This window comes from Butyricimonas sp. Marseille-P2440, from assembly GCF_900091675.1.
Classification (GTDB): domain Bacteria; phylum Bacteroidota; class Bacteroidia; order Bacteroidales; family Marinifilaceae; genus Butyricimonas; species Butyricimonas synergistica.
In genome coordinates this window covers 241,019-263,382 of record NZ_LT594606.1, presented here as the reverse complement: position 1 = coordinate 263,382, position 22,364 = coordinate 241,019, and the positions used below count along the sequence as shown (strand labels likewise).

General features: G+C 40.1%; 18 protein-coding genes. 2 read left to right on the top strand and 16 right to left on the bottom strand.

The features are described 5' to 3' along the window. Positions 1-67: 67 nt before the first annotated feature. From BN8899_RS01070 to BN8899_RS00995, 16 genes are all read right to left on the bottom strand, one after another. Complete coding sequence (locus BN8899_RS01070; RefSeq protein WP_065217952.1) at positions 68-646, bottom strand: RNA polymerase sigma factor; 579 nt, start codon at positions 644-646, stop codon at positions 68-70. A gap of 201 nt (positions 647-847) precedes the next feature. Then, positions 848-1,951, bottom strand: coding sequence for a TlpA family protein disulfide reductase (locus BN8899_RS01065; RefSeq protein WP_187376705.1), 1,104 nt, complete (start codon positions 1,949-1,951; stop codon positions 848-850). Between the two features lie 5 nt (positions 1,952-1,956). After that, positions 1,957-3,045 carry a TlpA disulfide reductase family protein gene (locus tag BN8899_RS01060; RefSeq protein ID WP_065217950.1) on the bottom strand — a complete coding sequence of 363 codons (1,089 nt, stop codon included), beginning with the start codon at positions 3,043-3,045 and terminating at the stop codon, positions 1,957-1,959. Between the two features lie 42 nt (positions 3,046-3,087). Next, a complete protein-coding gene (locus BN8899_RS01055) occupies positions 3,088-3,915 on the bottom strand; it encodes a hypothetical protein (RefSeq protein ID WP_065217949.1) in 828 nt (275 codons plus the stop codon). 7 nt (positions 3,916-3,922) lie between these two features. Then, the gene (locus BN8899_RS01050) at positions 3,923-5,035 is read right to left on the bottom strand and encodes a TlpA family protein disulfide reductase (RefSeq protein ID WP_065217948.1); all 1,113 of its coding nucleotides are present in this window, start codon (positions 5,033-5,035) and stop codon (positions 3,923-3,925) included. Between the two features lie 4 nt (positions 5,036-5,039). Next, positions 5,040-6,308, bottom strand: a complete 1,269-nt coding sequence (locus tag BN8899_RS01045; protein WP_065217947.1) for a thioredoxin domain-containing protein — start codon at positions 6,306-6,308, stop codon at positions 5,040-5,042. Positions 6,309-6,310: 2 nt separating this feature from the next. Next, positions 6,311-7,480: a pepsin/retropepsin-like aspartic protease family protein gene (locus tag BN8899_RS01040; protein WP_065217946.1), complete on the bottom strand. Its 1,170-nt coding sequence runs from the start codon at positions 7,478-7,480 to the stop codon at positions 6,311-6,313. A gap of 6 nt (positions 7,481-7,486) precedes the next feature. Then, positions 7,487-8,635 (bottom strand): aspartyl protease family protein, encoded by a 1,149-nt coding sequence (locus BN8899_RS01035; protein ID WP_065217945.1) that lies wholly within the window; start codon positions 8,633-8,635, stop codon positions 7,487-7,489. Positions 8,636-8,693: 58 nt separating this feature from the next. Continuing rightward, positions 8,694-10,394 (bottom strand): S8 family serine peptidase, encoded by a 1,701-nt coding sequence (locus BN8899_RS01030; protein ID WP_065217944.1) that lies wholly within the window; start codon positions 10,392-10,394, stop codon positions 8,694-8,696. 95 nt (positions 10,395-10,489) lie between these two features. Next, positions 10,490-11,494 carry a peroxiredoxin family protein gene (locus BN8899_RS01025; protein ID WP_065217943.1) on the bottom strand — a complete coding sequence of 335 codons (1,005 nt, stop codon included), beginning with the start codon at positions 11,492-11,494 and terminating at the stop codon, positions 10,490-10,492. A gap of 58 nt (positions 11,495-11,552) precedes the next feature. Beyond that, the gene (locus BN8899_RS01020; RefSeq protein ID WP_065217942.1) at positions 11,553-12,533 is read right to left on the bottom strand and encodes a hypothetical protein; all 981 of its coding nucleotides are present in this window, start codon (positions 12,531-12,533) and stop codon (positions 11,553-11,555) included. Positions 12,534-12,556: 23 nt separating this feature from the next. After that, positions 12,557-14,086: a RagB/SusD family nutrient uptake outer membrane protein gene (locus BN8899_RS01015; RefSeq protein WP_065217941.1), complete on the bottom strand. Its 1,530-nt coding sequence runs from the start codon at positions 14,084-14,086 to the stop codon at positions 12,557-12,559. A gap of 11 nt (positions 14,087-14,097) precedes the next feature. After that, entirely contained in the window at positions 14,098-17,628 is a 3,531-nt protein-coding gene (locus BN8899_RS01010) for a SusC/RagA family TonB-linked outer membrane protein (RefSeq protein WP_065218003.1), read from the bottom strand. Between the two features lie 164 nt (positions 17,629-17,792). Next, on the bottom strand, positions 17,793-18,962 hold the full coding sequence (locus BN8899_RS01005) for a FecR family protein (protein ID WP_187376703.1): 1,170 nt from the start codon (positions 18,960-18,962) through the stop codon (positions 17,793-17,795). 134 nt (positions 18,963-19,096) lie between these two features. Continuing rightward, entirely contained in the window at positions 19,097-19,651 is a 555-nt protein-coding gene (locus tag BN8899_RS01000; protein ID WP_018338780.1) for an RNA polymerase sigma factor, read from the bottom strand. A gap of 392 nt (positions 19,652-20,043) precedes the next feature. Continuing rightward, positions 20,044-20,556: a TlpA family protein disulfide reductase gene (locus BN8899_RS00995; RefSeq protein ID WP_231932228.1), complete on the bottom strand. Its 513-nt coding sequence runs from the start codon at positions 20,554-20,556 to the stop codon at positions 20,044-20,046. A gap of 264 nt (positions 20,557-20,820) precedes the next feature. Here BN8899_RS00995 and BN8899_RS00990 point away from each other — a divergent pair, with 264 nt between their 5' ends. Together BN8899_RS00990 and BN8899_RS00985 are read left to right on the top strand one after the other, a co-directional pair. Beyond that, positions 20,821-21,741 (top strand): energy transducer TonB, encoded by a 921-nt coding sequence (locus BN8899_RS00990; protein WP_065217939.1) that lies wholly within the window; start codon positions 20,821-20,823, stop codon positions 21,739-21,741. 90 nt (positions 21,742-21,831) lie between these two features. Continuing rightward, positions 21,832-22,272 (top strand): hypothetical protein, encoded by a 441-nt coding sequence (locus BN8899_RS00985; RefSeq protein WP_065217938.1) that lies wholly within the window; start codon positions 21,832-21,834, stop codon positions 22,270-22,272. Positions 22,273-22,364: the final 92 nt, after the last annotated feature.

Here is a 22,364-nt window from a genome sequence, read left to right as displayed (position 1 = left end):
TTAATTTTTAACTAGAACACAAAAAGGCAATTTTAGGGAGTGTCGGATATCAAATGTTTAATCTTTATTAACATTTCTCCGAGAGAAATAAAACAACAGGCAATAGGTAATAATACTCTTTCAGGTTGACTCTCAACTTCTTGTAAGCCTCCTTTTTATAAGCATGCACAGTACCTTCGGATATTTGCATCTTTTCTGCAATCTCCGCATTTTTCAATCCGTCCAAAGCATAATTAATAACTGTCCGCATTTGCATGGGCAAATTATCTATCGCCCGATTAAAAATACGGTGAACTTCTTCCTCCATCACCCGGTTTTGGAAATCTTGTTCCGAATCCCGAATCAACTCATCCGAAAGACGAAAACGCAAATTTCTGTTCCGAAGTAAATTAAAACAAGCATGGCGCACCACCACGTATAGAAAAGACTTGATTTTTCGAAAATCATCAAAATCAGTATGCCGATGCCAATACTTCAAGAAAGTATCTTGTACAACATCGGCAGCCTCTTCCCGGTCACCTAAATAACGAGTTGCAAACAAACACAAGGAAGCATAAAATTCTTCAAATAACCTCTGAAAAGCCCGCTCATCACCTCGTTGCAGACGCTCCAACAATAAGTCGTTAATCTTGTTTGTTTTCTCCATAATACAGATGACCTATAAAGTAAAAACAAAAATATGTATTAAAAATTAGAAAACAAACAAAATTTATACAACACTCATCTTTTTTTTTTCAGCATGAAATATTCCAAAACAATCCAAAAGTAATCCTCCTGTGATCCGATCTCTACCCGGGTAGAGATCGGATCACAGGAGGATTACCTTGTAATTACAAAAGAATTGCCCTCATTCCCGGTTCATCCCCTCCAATTCCATTGAAAAAAAGAATGGAAAAAACTCATGATTAGCCCCGACGTGCCATGCATTCACGATTTTTCCTCGCTTATCGATCAAGATATAGCGGGGAATTCCCGTAATACAATAATTTTCCGTGAACTGATCTTTTTCTTTATTAATAATCAAATGTGGTACAATCCCGGAATATTTTTTCTCTTTTAAGAAATTTTTCCAACGGGCTTTTGCCTCAATCCCGTCATCCGAAATGGTCAGGAATACCACATCTTTCTGATCTTTGTACTGTTCCTTGAGCGCAATGAACGCAGGTAATCCGGCAACGCAACCACCGCACCAGGTCGCCCATACATCAATGAAAACAGCTTTTCCCCTGAAATCCGAAAGCTTTACCATTTTCCCGTTTTCATCCTCCATCTCGAAATCCGGAGCCATAGCCCCTGCACGCGCAGGATAGTATCTCTCTTTCAATTCTATCGCTTGCCGGCGGGTTGCTTCCGTTTTGGAACACAGTTCAATATCCTCCATCAAGGCATTCACCTCATCCGTGTATCCCCTTTGCTTCAACTCGGTAACCAAAGTCGACAACACATAAGGATTACGCACCTCCTCGCTCTTGATATTATACAAGACATAAGTAGCCCGATTTAACGCTGAAAGATCCGGCATAAACAACTGGAAATACCCGTTCAATAAATTTGTTCTCTCCACATCTGCCAGTAACTCCAATGACGGGGAATCCAAATCCAACCCTTTCACCCGTTGAGCGATCTCGTTCTTCAAAGCCTCGTCTTTCGTTTCAATCGCCAGCCTACCCATACTCCACAACACGCCGTTATAGCAAAGCAATTCCGCCTTCTGCCGTGCTTCTTTACCTGAAAGCGAATCCATACATAACTTCACCTCTCGTTCAACCTCATTTACTTTTTGAACCAGTTCGTCTTTATTCAATCCTCCGGGAATCCGGTTATAAGCGTTATATATTTTATCAAACACGATTTGATCTTTTGACTTTTGTTGCTGGGCATAACCGGGTAACACGGCACATACCCCACTGCACAACATGATACAAGCCAGAATAATATTTCTTGTCCTCATAACTTTCATTTTTGCAACAATTCGACAATTTTCTCCCGTAAACTATTTCTCCGGATATTCTTAGCAACGATATTTCCCTCTTTATCCAACAACACGATAAAAGGAATAGCCTGTATCCCGAACAATTTCCGAATCTCGGACTTCGACCACCCGTTATCGTCCCTCACGCTGATCCATGGGATCTGCTCTTCCTCGCAAGCCTTTTTCCATTTATCCAAGGAATCATCCAGGGAAATACTCATGATACGTACCCCTTGGTCTTTAAATTCTGCATACTGTTCCCGAAGATTTTTCATCTCTTGCCTGCACGGTCCACACCAGGATGCCCAAAAATCCAATATCAAAATATTTCCTTTCTGAGAATCCAAAGATACCTTATTCCCAGACTCATCCGTCGCCGTGAAATTGGGACAAGGAACTCCCAAAGCCGAAACCGCCAATTCATCCGTGTGCTTTTTCAACAAGCGCCCGTAATAGGATGATTTATTCCTTTCCGACAGTAAATTGTACAACTCTTTTCCCTTCTCGTGGCTCTCCCCTTTCACCACGTCAGAAATATGGGCAGAAAATATATTATCCGGATATTTCTGCACAAACTCTTTCGTCAAACGGAATTGAATCTCTTCCGCCTTCAACGCCTCTGTCATCTTCTCGTCCGCCAACTTTTGGTTCCCCGCATCCAAAGCCTCTTTATACTCATCTATCAGCTTGTTTCTCACGCTATAAAACTGATCTTGGGCAATCTTGCCGTATTCCTCATCCAAATCATTAGCGGGAGAACCTTTCACGCTCCGGCTACCCAATTTCGAGTAATCTCCCGTGACCTCCATATTTTTCCCGTCCATGAAAAAATAGAATTGCCGACGGTTTACTTTCAGAATATATGATCCCGGCTCATCCAATTCACCCTTGATTTCAAATTTTCCCCCATCGATCTCTGCCGTGTACAAAATCTTGGCACTATCGCCGGGAGCGATCAAAAAAGCCTTCCCGTACTTCACCCCGTCCAGATCGCCCTTCAAGGTAAAAGCGTAACGTGACGATTGTGTACACCCGACACAACAAATCACTAGTAAAGCAATGAATAATCTCATATCTCGTTCATTTTAATATTCCACGATTGCTAATAAATATCATCATTCTTCCCCCATCTCCATCATCATTTTCTTTCCTTCAAAATTATCTCTTGATTTCCCGATCGTGCTCCAAAATCCGTCCCGTCCATTCTTCTCGATAACCTGATCTATAATTTTAAACATCCTCGAACATTGGTCAAAATTACACCTTTCCAAAATATAATTCATCATATTTCCCAAGATGACACCGTCCATCATTGTATCAAACTGAAAAGCTCCTTCCTTTTTTTCGTTTGCCTCCGTAACAATCGGGTAAGAAAACAGTCGTTCAAAAGCACAAATCATATCATCAACCTTTTTCTCTTTCCAGCTTTGCCACATTTCAATAAACTGGCGTCGTACCCCCGGAACCGGAATCGCAGACTTTTTCAAGGCTGCCGCCAACGAGGAGCAATCTACATCCGGACATTCAATTCCTTCTCTTTCCCGGAACAGAGATTGAAAAAACGTTGTCTTACACACGTCATTTATCTTTCCCGTAACTTTCTCTGCCTGTTCTCCCGTTAAACGAATATCTCCCCAATGTTCAATAACATCCGTGAAAGACTTCGCATTCAAATCGTTGATATATTCCAAGAAATAAGTCAGATTCTCGCCGGCATACCGCTCGTTTAACGGCAGTGCCATCAGATAACGGTCCACAGCCTCATTTAGCGCATCTTCCCGCCCATCCGCTTTCAAAGCCTCAATATATTCCTTTAAAAACTTCGGGTCTCGATTTCCTTTAGCAAACTCGGTTTTCTGTTGTTCTGTCACCTTGCCTTGAGCTTTAGCAAATTGTCCCAACCCGACAAGACACAGTACCAAACAATATACAATTGACTTCATATCTTATTTATTTACGATTTAGTGTCTTGTTTATCAATGCCTCGAACGCTTTTCCCGGAGTAGGTGCATAGACGGACACGATCTTTCCTTCTTTATCAATTAAAAAATAACGGGGTATCCCTGTGATATTATAATCTTTTTGGAAAGTACATTCTTCCTTGGAAGCTAACAAATTAGTTATACCTAACAATTTCAACCGGGGCAAAGCATATTTCCAGCTATTAAAAGACCCCTTATCGTCTATTGAAATCGTGATAAACTCTATATCATCCCGATCTTTATATTTTTGGCTCATGGATACATAAACCGGTAACTTGGCGATACAACCGCCACACCACGTTGCCCACACGTCAATGACCAGCACTTTTCCCCTGTAATCGGCCAACGAATGTTCCTTTCCCTTGAAATCCTTTAAGGTGAAAGCCGGAGCCTCGGCCCCTTCTCTCAGGTGATAGTAGCTTTTATACAATCCTTCGATTTCATTCTTCAAATCCCCTTCCGGCATATATTTTTCAAAAAACGGTCGAAGTTCTTCCAAACCTTTCGTGTAACCGTTATACCGGAATACATACTTCAAACAAGACATGTATGCTTGTGTCAGTTCCGGGTTATTCAACTCGAACACTTGGCGGTATCTCTCGTAATCATATTCATTACCGATCGTCTCAACCGACGTGTTGAACCACATGCCACCCCATGCCTCATCTACCGGAGCCCCCTCCATGATGGCTTTCAAAGCGTAATAATTCTCTATCAGGCAATCCATACGATCACAATGCACCACCTCTCGTCGCTTTAAATCTACACTGTTCAGTACTTTTTTCAATATGGATTTTTTAATTTTCGTGTCTTTATCCTCTTTGTACAAAGTTGCAACCCGATAGATAACCTGATTCCCATTTTCTAATTGGGCAAGAATGGCATCCCGGTCTTGAGTTGCTATATATTTCCCGATCTCTTTCTGTTTAACCAAAATCGCTCCTATCGCATTTTCTTTCGGCATTTGAAAATCATTCCATTCCTTTAACACGTACTCCTGCAATCTATCCGCGACCTGGGCTTGTCCGCTCAAAACACAGAATAGAAAAACAATAACACTCAATACTTTTATCCCTTTCATAACGCTATTTTTTCAGTAATTGCTCTTCTATAATTTTCTCGAATTTCTCGGGAGTAGCCCCTACTTCAATAATCGGTTCTCCCCCGACAGGAATAAAAAACAAAGTAGGCAAAGCGACAACATTAAACATGCCGCATAACTCCTTTTCCTTATCCGCGTTTACCTTATAGAAAATCACCTGGTCTTTATACTTCTCTGCCAGTTTTTCCATTTCCGGAATCAACCTCATGCACGGTCCGCACCAGGTCGCCCAAAAGTCAATCACGACAGGCTTATCCCCTTTCAATACAAACTCCTTGCTCTTGCGGTAGTCATACACATGTTCCAAGAAATCCTCCCGGGTAATCGGATTTAACTTACCGGGTTCTATCTTGATGTCATCCTTCACGATTTCATCTTTCACTTCCACCAGGTCAAAAGGTTGGAAATACACTTTTTGTTTCCCGTAATCAATGGAAATCAACCCTTTCTCTAAAATACCATTACCCAATATAGAGCGGGGGAGCGTTTCATTTTCGGCAATCGTAATCTGCCCTAAATCACTTTTCACGAAGGTACTTTGATTCACGGTCTTTGTTTGCTTTCCCTGCACGGAAGCTCCATATCCCACGCTAACAGGAGTACTCCCGCCATTCGTGCCTTTCAACCGGGCAAAGTCAGCCTCGTTCATCGTAATCACACCATCATTCCAAGTATCAAGCAGCAATGAATACTTTTCGCCGTCTATTTCTATCGGACACACGATACCCGAACCTACAATTAAATCTATACCTGCCCGGTGATCTAATTTCATGTAATTCGGACGGTAAGGCATACTCATCGTGATCTTCTTTCTCTTGCCGTCTATCGTCAGTACAACATTGCGGAACAACGAGCCGCCCACAACACCGGCAACACCCAATTCGCGCAAGTAAGGTTCATCTTCCAGCACAAACGCCCCGACTCCATTCCCGAATACACTATTGCCAAATGAAATACTTTCAATAGATACGCTCTTGCTTGTCGCCACTTTCTTGTATTGAAAAGTATTATAACTAAATCTACCACTCTCGTTCGGGTCTATCTTAAATTTCTCTACATACTCAGGCAATATTGCGTTATGCCCGGCCAAATCCAACACGAAATCGGCAATCACGCCATTCACCACCATCTCCAGAATAATCTTACCGTCTTTCACCCGGTAATCCTTCACCTCTGTCGCCGTATTCTTTACTTGTGCACTTGCCGCTACCGGCAATACACACAAAAACAACCATACAAATAAACTCTTCATAATTATCTTTCTCTTCTAATTTCTATCTTTTTTTCTTTCCCCTCTTTCACCACGATAATATACCCAGTATCGCCTTCTATAGCGTTCATGATCTTATCGATTTCCAACTGGCTCATCGGCAAGTTGGCAAGGCTTGTCCCGTTTATATCAACAACCTGATCTCCAAAGGAAACTTCATCTTTCATACTTTCCCACACAGTGGTGACTTCAAAACGCCCGTTAGCGGGCAAAATACCCACGTTCCACGTTTTAGGGGCTCCTCCCATATCTTGCACGGAATCATCAAACGGGAAAAAATAGAAACGCTTTCTCATGTAATCGAGAACAACCTTCCCGTATTTAAGTAGATCCACACCAATAATGGTTGTATTTCCGATAGAAGTAACGCACCCGACATCAGAAAACCTTTTTCCTAAAAAGGTCATTTCCCGAATATTCCCCTTATAAATATCTCCGGGATCACTTAATCCCGCCAATCCGACACCACTTATACCATAAGCCTTTGCAACTTCTTCACACACGCCCCGTTGTTGCAAATCTTGAAAATCATTCTTCGGGATAATCAAAAAACCTTGGGCACCCGTATCAAAAAGCACTTGCTTTTCCACGCCACCAAAATCCATATTCACGATAGAATGATGCGTGTTACCGGTAAACATTTCCACCCCGTCGGTGACTTTCAATCCTTCCGGACGATACGGGTAATTAATTACCATGATTTGCTTCCGGGAATCAAACGTGATCACCGACTGGGCAAAAGCATCTCCTCCCAAAATACCGGCAACTTCCAAATCTTCAAAAAAACCGACTGTCCCCAATACCATAGTCTTAAGTTCAGCCAATTTATAATTTGGTCCTAACTCGACATTCTCCACCGTCGCCATTTGAAAATTCTGCCCCACTCCATTCAAATCGGATATATTTGTCGTTGCCCCGGTTGCCTTCGCACCCATTTCTTGGGCATATTCCCACATTGTTCCTGTCTGTCCCCCGGTATCCACGATATATTTCACTTTCACCCCATTCACGATCACCGGAATAACAATTTTATCGTGAATATATTCATAAGGAATGGTATCACAAACCCGTTTCGTTTTTTGTTGTGCAAAAACAGTGCTCCCGCCAACGAGGAACACGATAACAATGGATAAGAATCTCAGATTACAGCACATACTTTCTTATTTTTTCTCGTAAATAATCACCTTCTCTCCATCCTCTGTCCGGATTGTCAATTTCGTTTTTTTCTTCGCTTTCAACTCGGGAATCCCATTGATAATACTCTCGCAGAAATCATAAGTCCCCGTCGGCTTCCCATTTATATGCGTAACCAAGTCTCCCACTTCCACCAGCCCTTTCATGGCTGTCCACACGGTTGACACGACCAAATCTCCATCCTTCACCCGAAGATTAACATCGTAATGCTTACTCGTGAGATCATTCTCCTGCTCATAAGCCTCAAAATAAAAACGTCCTCGGGGATAATCTATCGTCACCTTGCCATAATTCAATAATTTTACACCCAACAACGTGAAAGGAGGCGTTGACGTTTCTACCGTCACGTTATTAAATTTCGTCGCACCAACATTAACCCTCGGGAATAAAACCCGATAGGACTCTGCTGCTGCTGCCATTCCCGCCACTCCGATTGAACCTTCTCCAAACCCTTCGGACAACACCGAGCAAACACCTTTATCTTTCAATTTCTCGAAATCAGTATCCTTCAACGATAAAAAAACGGGGCATCCCGTATCGAACAAAACCTTTATTCCCTCGCCGATTCCAGCTTGTATCGCAATAATCGGCATTCCGCCTCCCTGGGCAAAAGGGATCATCTTTCGTAAAGAAATCGTGGAAGGACTCTCCGCGGAAGTAATGGTAATCGTATTCGTTTTACCGTCAATCTCTACAATAGCCTGCATTTGGGCAAAAAGTTCACTGCCAATAAGTCCATCGGCATGGAAACATGCGAACGGCGAAGGTTCCGCTAGTTTCATCGCCGGGACATCAGTAAAATTGATTACTCCGTCCAAAGTCATCAAACTCTTGATTCGCACCAAAGGATACCCCCCTTTGTTACCATTCACATCGGTAACAACCATCGAATCCTTTACAACCAACCCCAATTCCTCACACAATTCCCCTGTCAACGCCGTACGCCCGCCCGTGTCAAAAATAAACGAACGAGGCGTTCCGTTTACATTCATCTCAACAATCATCTTTCCCCCGACTAGCCGGTAAGGCATCTTTGATCGTATCTGTTGTCCATTGCTTTGGAAAACCGCCATTCCAAATAGTAGCAAAAAAATGATCCTCGCCATCAATTGCATAATTTATTCCTTTTAAGATATAGTCCCGAGTTTACCGGGACTATATCTTGATTTACAATCACTTTACTAACTTATCGGCAGCCACTACAGCCTGATGAGCATTCAATATACCGCCGGAAAGACACAAATCTCCAAACAAGAACAAATCCTGCGTTGATTGCCCGTTCACTCTAATTCCCTTCTCGACCTCTACATCCTTTCTGGAAGTAACAGACTCCAGCAAAATATTCCGGATTTGAGTTCCGGTCAACTCGGGATAATACGCTTTCAACAAAGCAGCCACCCCTGCCGTCGTTGCTGCCGCAAATCCGATTCCGGTTCCCGTTTGATAAGTATCACCCGTGTAAGCGGAGTATATATCAATACCTGGGGCATACAAATCTACCTCCTTCGCACCATAGTTGGACTCCATCAAAGGATTGCCTTCTTTATTAGAAGAAGAAACAACCATCAAATTAGTCAACTCCTTCTTACCCGTCATCCAGCGATTGGGGAAATAAATATCTTTAGACAAATCCTGAGAAGCTTCCCATGCTGGAGTTATTGCCAACACGCCTTTACTCTCCGCATATTCCAATGCTTCACTAATCCATTTTTTCTGGTCTTCAGGATAAAGACTGTTTTGCACCGGCAATAAAATAATATCCGCACCATGATCCACGGCATAACGGATAGCCAAAGCAATATCTTTCAAATAAGGTTCCCCGTTAGTTAAAACCCGCAAAGTCATGATCTCCGCCTGGTCCATAATACCGTTGCCACCCAAACCGTTATCCCGCTTACCGGCAATGATACCGGCTTCCATCGTTCCCATAGCGGCATCCGTCGTCAACAATACATTATTCCCGTACTTGTTATCATTTATATCCAAATAATTATCTCCCACGATCTCTTTTCGTCCGTCCGCCCCAAACTGTTTCACTTTTGCCTCATAATCTGCTTGAGATTGTTGAATTTGAGCTCCACTCTTAATCCCAGCGTAAACAGCATCCCATTTATCCGTTTGGTAAAGAGAAAAACCATAAGCACACACCATAAATGCAACTTCAGCCAAAGAATCTCGGGGAGCTTTCGGGTCATAACAAATACCAAAATCTTCCTGTGTCAATTCTTTATTCGGGAAACGCTCTCTCATCATCTTATCAAACTTGCCCGCATACTCTCTTATTATGTAAGTAAGCTGCAAACCACCGTATGTGCTCGCCATCGGAGACTCCGGCAATACCTGATTACGATAGTAATTATACTCGTCTACATTCTCCGGAGCCGCCACTTTTGTCAACTTCTCGTTAATAACCTTATAGTAATCCTTCCCGTCAAATTGATAATCCGCATATTTATCTTTCAACCGTAAAAATTCCCGGTCACCTTCACGCATCGTGCTCTCCATTACCTGACCGTCCTTACCGCCCAGGAAATTCCAACCGTTTACGTCATCCACCAATCCATTCTTGTCATTATCCTTCCCGTCTGCTTTTTCTTTCGGGTTAAACCAGATGGCCTGTTTCAAATCTTCATGTTCAACATCCACCCCGGTACCAATCAAAGCGACCACCGGTCTTTTCTTTACTTTCTTTCCCTTCAAAAAATCATACGCTTTATTCACTTCCGCACCATACACGTTATCCTTATCAAAAGAGCAATTATACCAATCCAAATCAGATTGTTTCTTTTCTCCCTGATCGTTCTGTTTCACCAATTGTGCATTTGCAACACTGATGCATGCACTTGCCATCAATAACAGAAAATACTTTTTCATCTCTTACAGTTTTATTTTTTACAATACAATATCAAAACGACTCGTGATCACCAATCGTTAATCCAAAACTACAATCTTAAATCTCAAATCTTAAATCATAAATTTTTTCTGGCTTTCAGAATCTCCTCCTTCACTTTCTCCCCCCGCAAATCTTTCGCCAATAAACGTCCTTCCTTGTCTATCAAGACAATAAACGGAATGCTATAAAAACCATACGCCCGTTGTATCTTATTGGGTTTATTGCCGATAACAAAGCCTTCCTCATCCCACAACATCACCCAAGGTAGCTTTTCCTCTTCCAGCATTTTCCGCCAATTCGCCTCCTTGGAATCCAACGATACACTGATAAATTCAAGATCATCCCCTTTCAACTCGTTATATATCGGCAACAAATTCTTCATCTCGTGACGACAAGGACCACACCAAGATGCCCAAAAATCAACCAATACGAACTTCCCCCGAAAATCACTCAAACGAACCTTCTTCCCGGCTGCATCCTGAAAAGTAAAATCATACGCCGGAGCCCCAATAGAATAATGATACAAACTATCCGACCGATGTTGCAACCATCTCCCGGAAACCGTCTTCAACGCCTCTTCCGACATACAATCCAACAGGATCTTATTCGGCTCATAAGTAGACATATCCGCGATATACGCCAATGCACTATACATATTCCCCTCCAACTTTCCCTTCACCTCCGGATCTATCGTTTTATCCTGTGAAAATTGTTCCTTCGGCAACCACTTCAACAACTCGTGATACTTTTCAATCCCCGTGAAATTCAAAGAACTATTCCCTACATGCTTGCAATCATAAAATCCCTTTATCGTAACTTCGGCATTCGTCAAATAAATCGGTTGACTCGTTTCCCCAAAACAAATCAAGTAAACATCCGGCTCGATCTCCAATGGTCCCATCGCAAACTCTTCGCCACTCTTTACCGAAGCCGACACCAACGCCTCTCCCTCAATCGTCTTTAATGCGATCTCTGTCGGTTGCAATAGCCTAACTTTACCGGAAATCCTTAATCCCGATTGAGCTAGAGTTGTAACACTCATCAATACCGAAATAACAAGTATATACCCAATTTTAAACATACCATTTGTTTTTTATCGGGAGGAAAATCCCTCCCGATTTTATTCCTCAACTTTTAAATTATTCCTCAACCTCAGGTCCTTCTATAATTGCATCAAAATCAACACCGTATGTTGTCTTCATATAATTTGCGACAAAATCTCTTTTCTCTCTTAACAATGGATATTTAGAACGAGGATACTTTTCATCCAATTCTGCAACAGAATAATACAAACAAAATTTGATATAAGTTCTAAAATTTCTAACATTACTCATATCTCCTATATATACTAAAGGATAAAAACCATCTCCTATAGTACCAGACCCTGGAGATCCGGGAAACCCCCGAGTTAAATAATAATTCTCATCATCCATTTCCCAATCGTTACTTTTAACTTCCGTTTTATAATCAAATCCTGTTTCAAAACTTGCTGGAATCTCAAAATTACCTTTATCAAGAGATTTCAATAATATACTTTCCAATATTTGCCCCCTTCTTTTGAAAAAATCCCTCTTGGTCACGGGAAAATCTATTTTATTTCCTCCTGGCATATATCCGGAATCTGCTGGATCTTCCCCTTCCAAACAAATTGCCCAAAAATCTAATCCACCATCATACATAGGCTGAGGATTTTTAAATTCAAGTATTCCTGGAATTAAAATATTCATAACATGTAAATCATAAACCATATACCAATACATGGGCAATACTTTAGATACTATTTTCTCATTCAAATAGGCGAAGACATGCTCCTTCATAAAACGAGTTGCCCGTTCAGCTTGTTCATCGCTCAGATCTTCTCCATAATACTCAGTATATACTCCTCCCCCTGTCCAAGAACGGTTGAAATCTGCATGCTTGAAATTTTTATATATCAAATAGATATTAAATTTTTCACTAATCTCCTCAATATCTTTATCCCAAGCATTCGTTCCCTGGGGAAATTCATACCGACTCATTCCTTCCCCATCTTCCGTAGGAGTCAACGCTTTTTCATCATAACAAGATGAAAAACAAACCAAAGCCATCAGGCTACATAGTAATAGATATATCCATTTCATAATTAAAATCTTTATATTTGAAACTATCTCGGATTCGGTAATTTATTTTGTATTAAACTTCTATTTTGTTCTAAAACTTCACGAGAAAAAGGATGTGCATAGAACGGATCATCCGGGGGCAGCACATATCCTTGAATCACCTCTCCTCTTACCTTCCATTGATGCGTGATAGACTCATTTCCATAACGTTTCAAATCAAACCAACGATGGCATTCAAAACAAAGTTCCAAACGCCTTTCCAAACGTATTTTTTCAACCAATGCTTCCCCGCTAATTCCGGAAATAGGTTCATATTCTCCTGAAAAACGATGTCTCCGCAATTCGTTTAATGCCCATAATGCCGTTTCGTCATCTCTGTCTTTTGCCGCAGCTTCAGCTAAATTTAAATAAGCTTCCGGCAATCTAAATGCATGAGCAAACCCCTGATCATCTGCCACTCTATGATCTGGAGTAATAGCAAATTTTCCAATAGCTAACTCCTCTCCATCATATACCTCTCCCCACGAATCCTTATACCTCTCACGTAGTATATAATTTTTCTTTCTTAAATCTTCTTCAACATACAAGTTCAACAATTCATCAGAAGCATTAAAGAAGTTAATTCCAATATGTTTATCTGAATCCCACGGATCCTCTAAATACACACTATAGTCCAAATAAGTCATATAACGTGATATTGACCCGAACACCCAAATGGCTTCTGGACAATCCATAGATATAAAATTATAATATGAATCTCCCTCCGGCAAAGTATTTAAATCCAACAACGAAAAATTCCAATTTTCAATGACTTTTTTCGCATAAATGGCAGCATTTTTCCAATCCTCCATGTACAAATACACACGCGATTTCAACATTTGCACCATAGGCAAACTAGTCCTATAATCTTTTTTAAATCGCAATTGTTCCGGCAATTGTTCGTACAATTTTTCTGCTTCGCCCAAATCTTTCAATATTTGTTCATAAACTTCTTCCACTGTATTCCTCCGGATATCACGCTTTTCCATACTACTTGTAAGTTTCAAAGGCACTCCTAAACCGGTTTTATTACTGCTGTAAGATTCGCCCCAAATATTTACTAGATAAAAATAGTAAAAACCACGTAAAGCCAATGCCTGTGCCCTTACTATATTTTTCTCGTCTTCCGTTCCTGAAACATCTTCCAAATAATCCAATGCAGCATTCGTTCCCAAAACATACTCATAATAATTCGCCCAGCGGTTAAAATTATTATTAGCTTTTTCCATCAAGTCATACACATCAGGTTGCCAAGAAAACAAAGCCCTCAAAACCATAAAATCCCCTTCTCCATTTAAAGTCTCATCAAGATCGGTTTCTGAATTGTTCGTACACATGACATCATCATCCAAAATAGAGATAATATCCAAGATTGGTGCCCCATCACTCCCTGGTCTGGGATACGCCTCACCTATCAACATTTCATTCAAAGCAGTTGCTTCTTTCGGTATATACTCACTTTGCGACTTCGGTTCCAAAAAATCAGAACATGCTGTCCATACACCTGCAAACAATATAATTAATATCTTTTTCATTTTTTTCCTGTTTAAAATCCAATACTAACTCCCAATGAATAATTTTTTGGCTGTACACTATTGCCCAATTCCGGGTCAAAACCATTAAAACGTTTGCTGGCAATAACAAACAAGTTTGAAACTCCCGCATTAACATTCAAAGTTTTTAATCCCATTTTTTTACACCAATCCCGGTTCACACTCCAAGATAAAGATAATTGGTTACAACGCAAGAAGGAAGCATCCACCACCATATCATCCGATTGTTCCCACATGGAAATATAAGACTGGGTTCCATTATCAGGTAAAATTTGTTCGGAAGGTTGTCCTGATATCACCACACCAGGAATGTGTGTTCTATTTTCATCTCCCGGCTTTTTCCAACGCTTATTCAAATCTTTACTCAAATTATCTAATATCTCCGGCACATGCAATCCGCCATTCGGGAAGCCTGCATAAGGTGAAGGTAAACGTTTCTTCGAACCCAATAACAATGAAAAACCTGTTGATAAAGAAAAATCTTTCCAACGCAACCCCAAACTCAACCCTCCGGTAAACGAAGGTTCTAGGTCTCCAGAATACACCAAAAAGGTGGTCGGATCTATTTTGGAATCACGTTTTTCTTCCGGGATATCTACTAAATTAAACAAAGGATGTCCATCTTCAGCACTTAACCCTGCAAAAGAATAAGACCAAAAACCGGTAACTGAATATCCTTTTTTCAAAATTTTACTAGCATTTCCATTTAAAAAATCACCTCTCGTAGCAACATACTGCTCTTTACCTGCCTTATTCCAGTTTTTAGATGAATTCAAAGAAACACTCAACGCCCAATCCTTCGTTTGCACCGGGCTAAAACTAACTGTAAATTCCACTCCGCTATTACGAATCTTCCCTCCATTAATATCCATACTTGACATACCATATTCAAATGGAATATCCTGACCAACAATTGCATTTGAACTCCGTGAATAATAATCTAATGCCACATTAAATATCTTTATCAATTGCATATCCAATCCAAAATTCCAAGACTTTGTTCGTTCCCATGACAAATTCGGATTAGGTAATCTGCTGATCGTGGAATAATATTGTTTATACACATTAGCAATTCCATGTTGTTGAAGAATCAAATCAGGTCCTAACTTAGTTGCTGCATTTCCCTGTATACCATAAGTTACTCTCAAATTCAATTCATCCACCAACCCCGAAACACTTTCCATCCATTTTTCATCTGTTACTCTCCAAGATAGCCCAAAGGAATACGTCGGGTCAAAACGATTATTAGCGTCTTGCCCAAATCGATTCGATTCATCATTACGAACCGAAAAATTAAAAACATATCTATTTTTTAAGGAATAAGCAAACGTGGCAAAATACGAAAGGAAATTATCCGTGTTTTTCACTCTTTTCCAGTCACCAGAATACAAGCCGCCTAAAACACCCCAATCTTGAAATGTGCCTTTTATCGGATCAAATTCAGAAGGAGTTGTCGGTTTTACAGAACCTTCACCACGGTCAGGCACATAACCGAACACTCTATTTTCGTTACTTTTAGAAAAAGACGAACGAAGTTCCATTCCCAACATCACATTCAAACGGTGATCCTCATTGAAAGTTTTTGAAATCAGTAATTTGTTTTGAATATTGTACGAAGATGCCAACCCATCCATTGTAACCAAAATTCCACCAAAAGGTAACATAGCAGATTTGAATTCCGGGCTATCTGGTTCAACGGTACCATAATCATATCCCCGGTATTCAGATGCAATGTAAAAAGTTTTTTCCAAACTCCACGTTTCATTATTATTTTGCACGCGAGTGTATCCTCCCGTAAACTCGTATTTCAACCAATTAAGAATATCCCACCTAAAATTTAAATTAGCAGCCAAATGCGTATCCTCAACTCGTACACCGCTATTATCTCGTTCGTTTATAAAATTATAACTCAATGAAGATATGTCAGAATAAGCATATCCACGTGCGACCTTATAAAAAACAGGATCTCCATTTTCATCATACGCCGGTACTGCACGATTCATCTTTGTCGCATACGACATAGGATTAACGTCTTTCCCAAAACTCTTATTCGTGGTCGTACTTCCACTGATACTTGCATCTACACGCACATTTTTGTGCAAATTTACACCAACACCAACACGTCCCGTCATTCGCTCACTTGAGTTACCTATTTCCTGCCCTTCCGAATTACTATATCCTAAAGACACATTATAAGTCATTTTTTCCGTTCCTCCGGAAACACTTAAATTATGATTATGACTCACGGCTGTTTGTGTCAACAAATCAAACCAGTCTGTATTTACTGTTTCAAAATAATGTTTCTTTTGCATGAAATCCTCATAACTAATATCACCCTCTAAATACATTCTCATAACACCCTCATAAGTATAAGGTTGTTTTATAGGCTCTCGTAAATATGGAGTACCCGCATTAAAAACATCTTGAGCAAAGATTGTACGCTCCTTAGAATTCATGTAATTAAACATACCGTAATTCGGCTTCGTATTAATTGACATATTCCCAGTATAATTAATCGTCAAATGGTCAATCTTACCTTTCTTGGTTGTAATAACGATGACACCATTAGAAGCTTTAGAGCCATAAACAGCAGTAGCCGAAGCATCTTTCAACACAGTTATCGTCTCGATATCCATTGGGTTCAACCAAGAGATCTGATTACCAATAATATCCTTAAAATCCTGAGTAAACAAATCCGTAGTTTTCAAATCTAAGGGGTCTTCTTGGATAATTCCATCCACCACCCACAACGGGGATTGATTCCCGACCAATGTAGATGTCCCACGAATTTTAATTTTCGGATTCGTACCCACACGGGAACTAGTATTCATTACAATCATACCGGCGACCCGACCTTGTAACATCTGGTCAATAGAATTATAAGCTGGCATAATAATATCCGATGCCTTTACTGTTGTGTACGCACCAACCATATCCCGCCGATTCACGCTCTGATACCCGGTAACAACGACCTCGTCCATCGCCTTTGTATCCTCTTCCATTAATACCATCATCATCTTTTGACCGGTGTACTTCACTTCTCGTGTTTTCATTCCCATAAAAGAAAAAATCAGCACGGGCTCCTTCATTTCCGGAATGGTTAGTGTAAATTCTCCCGCCATATTCGTGATCACGCCAGTAGTCGTTCCCTTCAATATGACCGTTGCCCCGGCAACACCGGAACTATCAGCCGTAAACGCACGCCCTTTGATCGTGATCATCTTTTTTTCATCTTTAGCCTGTGCAACCGTGATCACAACCACCTTGTCATCTATCTTGAAAGACAACCCGAGCGGTTTCAATAAATCCTCCAACAACAGGCTAAAGTCCTTGTTCGTGGCTTCCACGTTCACTTTTCCACATTTGCCCACCAGATCCAACTTGTACAGGAACGTGTAATCCGTCATCTTTTCCAAATTGGAAAAAACTTCCTGCACAGTAACGTCTTTCATCTTTAAAGACACTCTTGTTTGCGAAAAACTGCTTGCCGAGAGGTGCAATGACCCGATCAGCAATAAAATCATCAAGATTCTCATACACAAAAAGAATTTAGATTTTCTATATTGCCATATTATTGGCAACAAGTCCCAATTTTTTTTCATAGATTTGTATCACATTTAAATTAAACATTTATTTAACTCGTTGCCCAACGAGTGAGTAACCAAACGGGATTGCCCAATCCCGTTTTTTATTTATCGTAAACCATCAACGTTCTACCTTTCAATTCAAATCGAACCTCTCCCGAGATTTCAAACTTGCGCAACACATCTTCCACCGAAGAATACATCGGCAACTTACCACTATAAACAACACTTCTGGCACCTTGATTCACGTAAAACACCTCCAGGTCATACCATCTGGAAACGATACGCAATATCTCTTCCAAGGGTAAATTCTTAAAGAAAAAGAAGCCATCCTTCCATGCGATAAATTCCGCCACATTCACGGGGGTAACACTCAATGTCCCTACACCTTTGTTATAGTAAGCCTGCTCGCCCGGAACTATTTTTTGCTCCGGTTGCCCTTTGCGAACAATAGCAACACTACCTTCTACCAATGTCGTGTACACGCCCGGTTCGTCGATATAAGACTTCACGTTAAAAGATGTGCCCAACACCTTTACCGCCATCTCGCCGACTTGTACCACGAAAGGTTGATGTTCATTTCGAGTCACTTCGAAATATGCCTCTCCCTTCAAAACCACCTGACGTTTTTCCTTGCTAAAACGAGAAGGGAACTCCAGTTCCGTACCTGAATTCAAATACACCTTCGTACCGTCTGCTAAAGTCAAGGAATACGTTCCTCCATAAGGCACAATAATCTTGTTGTTTCCAACCTCAGAAATATTTTCTTTTAGCATATCCGCTTGTTCTTCCACTCGAAGCGAGCCTTCACTATTCTCGAACGCCACATTAGCTTTATCATTACGAATTGTCGAGGTCAACGTGTCCAGCACGAATCTGGCTCCGGAAGCCATCTCTAAAGTAACCTGTGCTTTCCCTGGTTCCACTATCGCAACAGAAATTCCCTCCATCACGTTCCGGGGTGTACGATTCAATAAAAATAAAGCCATCATCCCTGCCACGAACACAACTGATGCGGCAGCCACCCAAGGTATAAATAAGCGTCGACCATTCCCTCGCTTCCGGTTAACCCTTTGCAATGCCTTCTCCACATCAAAAATACCGAGCGTTTTCAATTCTTCACTTATACGCTCTCTATCTTTCAATCCTTGGGCTAACACCTCCAACTCTTCATTTTCCTTCAGCACATTCTCCACCTCGTCCCCTTCCTGACCCGAAAGTTCTTCCCGACTATACCGTAATAGTTTCTTTGCAAACTCAAATGGATTCTTCATCTCTTTCTTTAAATTTGCCCTATTACAAATAACTTCAAAAAAAGGATTACGCGAAATCGGATTTTTTTTCAAAAAAATCATCACTTTTTTATAAACACCTATTTTTCAACGAAATAAAAAGAAAGAAAAATCATCTATATATTGAAGAAAAACAATAACACGGGATATAATCCTTTTAATCTTTCCCGTAACTGGATCTTCGCTTTATTTTTTTGAGATTTTACCGTGTTCACGCTGATAGACAATTGATCGGCAATCTCCTCGTTATTATACCCGTCAATATATGCCAGTTTAAAAACACGCCCACACTCGTTTGGCAACTCTCGCACGGCTTCCATAATTTCCCCGTACACCTCAGCCCGGACTACGTTAACAAAAAAATCATTCTCATCTTGTGATACATTTTTTTGTATGTTATTCAGAATTTCAGACCGGATTCCCAAAAGTTTTACTTGATTCAAGCAAGCGTTCCGAACCGACTTATAAAGATAATGCTTCAAATGTTCCTCATTTTCAAACTCTTCTGTCGTATCAAGTAATTTTATAAAAACTTCCTGTACAACATCTTCCGCCCCCTCCTGTTCCTTTAAATAATTATATGCGAAATAACAAAGAGTCTGATAATAAACTCGAAAGCATTTATCAAACACACCTTTTTGCCGTATATCTATTTTTGTATTACTAGCCATTATATATAAATAAACGATCGTTTAGTGATAGTGTTACCTCGAAAAAGAGAAGATCGTGTATAATTCTTATATCTAAGTAATTACTTTTTTCAAAACATACGAAATCATTCATAATTTTCCATTTTTATGAGTGTTTTTAAACGATCCTTTATTCATATCTTGCAAGACAAAGATATTACATTTTCCGAATATCTGCTACATTCTTAATTATCAATTTTTAGCATCTGACTTCAAGCTTCACGATAGATACCCTACACCTTAATTATAATGTCTACAAAATAACAACGGAACACAAACAGTATTACTATTGATGCTCCGTTGATACTATGTCTATAAAACGTTCATGGTCTAGGGAATCCAATACGCAAGGTAGACGAATCCCTACCTAATTCCTATTCCAACAACTTCTCAATCTTCTTGATTAATTCATCAAAAGATTTTTTCGTGTATCCGACTTCGATAGCCACAATCATTCCCTTCTTATCGATAATAAAACTGCGAGGAATAGTAGCTGTCGCAAATTTCTCGAATATCTTGCGTTCCGGATCCAATCCCATGGGAAAAGTATACCCGTTCTTCTCCCGGAATTTAGCCACTTGTTCTTTTGTTTCCTCTCGGGAAATAGCCAAAAAAACGAAATTTTTTCCCTTAAACTTATCTATAATCTCTTTTTGTACCCTTTTCAACTCTTCCTGGCAAGGCGGACACCACGTTGCCCAAAAATTAATCAACACGATCTTCCCTTTCAAATCCTTAATATTGATTTTCTTCCCGTCGAACATATCAACCACGAACTCCGGAACATCGTCCCCTACTTTCACCAACGTCTCTTTTGCCTGTGCTTTCAAACCCGTCAAACTCCCCAACGTCAGCAAGTAAACTGCTAATAGTAGAATTTTTTTCATATTCATCCCTTTATTGATTTCATACAAAGATAAGAATAAAAACGAAAGAATAAAGCAGAAAGAAAAAGAGAGCAACCAACTAAACATACAGTAAAATACACAATCAATCCCAGTATAAAGTGTTAAAATTATATAACAATTAAATTTTAAAAGATACGTATATTTCATTTTTGTTTAATTTTGTTATTATCAAGTTGCTCTTAAAGACATATTTCTAAATTAGAATTGCAAAATAAAAGCTATATACTATAAATTTAAGATATCATGAAACCTACAATTAACCATTCCGGAAAAAGACAAACAATATTCATGAAAATTGGAATAATACTTTGTTACCTATTTCTAACAAGTCCGTCATTTTGCTTTACGACAAAAAACTCTTGTCACCTCCTCCCGGAAGAGGACACCACGGTGTACGAAAAAGCAGACCGGGAACCTCGCTTCACGGGCGACCGAAGTTGGATCAGTAAACGCACGATGTATCCTAGTCACTTGGCAGGAAAAAACCTCAAAGGCAATGTAACTGTTTCCTTTATTATAGAAAAAGATGGCTCTGTCTCAAACGTCACATTTCTTGAATCTTTTTACCCGGAACTAGACTCGTTGTTATTCAACGCCGTCAAAAATTATCCCAAGTGGGAACCTGCTATGATAAACGGAAAACCTGTCCGTTTCAGGAAAACAGAGGGGGTCAGGTATGCCGGTAAACCTGACGCGGTAAATCTTCCCCGGGATCCGATAATAGCGGAATCTTTCTCGAGATACCTCCGAGGATTATACAAAGAGAAAGAAGCCATGGCATCTAAAAAAGAGATTCCCGCGGAAGAACAACTAAAAAAAGTCAATAGCCTGAAAGAACAACTGGGGGATGATGCCACCGTACGAGAAATGATGCTGACAAACATCAAGAAAAACAAGGCAAATCTAGACAGTATTGTCAAAGCACAAACCATTCTTCTAAAATTAGATGCCCAGGGAACAAATCAATTAAGAGAAATTTATAACCAAGAACTTGACGGCAAACTCCGGCTAATCGAAAATCTCGGGCAAGAGCAATTCATCACCAAATTCGTTGCTGCCGAATTACAATTCCGCCAATTGGAACTGGACAAAATACTTGCTATCAAAAAATTATTAGATGACGAATTCAGGCGATATTTCGAATACGTCGTCTTAAAAGAATAATACCCGAAAGCAATCTCTATCATGCCCTCAAACAACAATAAGCGTGAGTGGCATTAGGTTTATTTAATTTTTCATTCTAAATTTACATTTATGAAACGAATTCGAAGAAAATCATTATTACTTCTGGTATTTTTTATCGGAACGACAAATTTATGTTTTGCGGCAGCTGGATACTGGGTCAAATTTACGGCATCCATCACGCCACCTTCCGGTATTCAAGCTACAATATTCATGAATATTCCCCCGGGAGCGAACGCCACTATCATTTTCGGAAATGGAACTTTTGAAATGGAATGTGATCAACCGGGATTATACACGGTCACGTTCTATGGTATTGGTTATGTATCAAAACACATTGACTTCTATGCATCAGTAAATGATAATGGGAAAACTATACCATACGAACCGATCCAAATAGATATGATATCTTGGAATGCATGGGAAGCCCCCGCATCCTCCACACAATACAATCATTTACTTTACTTAAATATCGGAGACGCACTAAAACCCTCTTCAATAACCCTCACTTAATCTAAAGCAGGAAGAAGATGAACTGGCATTACATATTTCACATTGCGAATTACGAACTCAAATTATTGAACCGAAGTTGGACGTTTCGGGTA

Coding starts and splice junctions, on each gene's coding strand:
- BN8899_RS01050 (WP_065217948.1), bottom strand. CDS start 5,035: ATGAAAGGGATAAAAGTATTGAGTGTTATTGTTTTTCTATTCTGTGTT.
- BN8899_RS00985 (WP_065217938.1), top strand. CDS start 21,832: ATGAAACGAATTCGAAGAAAATCATTATTACTTCTGGTATTTTTTATC.
- BN8899_RS00995 (WP_231932228.1), bottom strand. CDS start 20,556: ATGAAAAAAATTCTACTATTAGCAGTTTACTTGCTGACGTTGGGGAGT.
- BN8899_RS01065 (WP_187376705.1), bottom strand. CDS start 1,951: ATGAGGACAAGAAATATTATTCTGGCTTGTATCATGTTGTGCAGTGGG.
- BN8899_RS01015 (WP_065217941.1), bottom strand. CDS start 14,086: ATGAAAAAGATATTAATTATATTGTTTGCAGGTGTATGGACAGCATGT.
- BN8899_RS01040 (WP_065217946.1), bottom strand. CDS start 7,480: ATGTGCTGTAATCTGAGATTCTTATCCATTGTTATCGTGTTCCTCGTT.
- BN8899_RS01055 (WP_065217949.1), bottom strand. CDS start 3,915: ATGAAGTCAATTGTATATTGTTTGGTACTGTGTCTTGTCGGGTTGGGA.
- BN8899_RS01010 (WP_065218003.1), bottom strand. CDS start 17,628: ATGATTTTATTGCTGATCGGGTCATTGCACCTCTCGGCAAGCAGTTTT.
- BN8899_RS01060 (WP_065217950.1), bottom strand. CDS start 3,045: ATGAGATTATTCATTGCTTTACTAGTGATTTGTTGTGTCGGGTGTACA.
- BN8899_RS01025 (WP_065217943.1), bottom strand. CDS start 11,494: ATGTTTAAAATTGGGTATATACTTGTTATTTCGGTATTGATGAGTGTT.
- BN8899_RS01020 (WP_065217942.1), bottom strand. CDS start 12,533: ATGAAATGGATATATCTATTACTATGTAGCCTGATGGCTTTGGTTTGT.
- BN8899_RS01045 (WP_065217947.1), bottom strand. CDS start 6,308: ATGAAGAGTTTATTTGTATGGTTGTTTTTGTGTGTATTGCCGGTAGCG.
- BN8899_RS00990 (WP_065217939.1), top strand. CDS start 20,821: ATGAAACCTACAATTAACCATTCCGGAAAAAGACAAACAATATTCATG.
- BN8899_RS01000 (WP_018338780.1), bottom strand. CDS start 19,651: ATGGCTAGTAATACAAAAATAGATATACGGCAAAAAGGTGTGTTTGAT.
- BN8899_RS01070 (WP_065217952.1), bottom strand. CDS start 646: ATGGAGAAAACAAACAAGATTAACGACTTATTGTTGGAGCGTCTGCAA.
- BN8899_RS01030 (WP_065217944.1), bottom strand. CDS start 10,394: ATGAAAAAGTATTTTCTGTTATTGATGGCAAGTGCATGCATCAGTGTT.
- BN8899_RS01035 (WP_065217945.1), bottom strand. CDS start 8,635: ATGCAATTGATGGCGAGGATCATTTTTTTGCTACTATTTGGAATGGCG.
- BN8899_RS01005 (WP_187376703.1), bottom strand. CDS start 18,962: ATGAAGAATCCATTTGAGTTTGCAAAGAAACTATTACGGTATAGTCGG.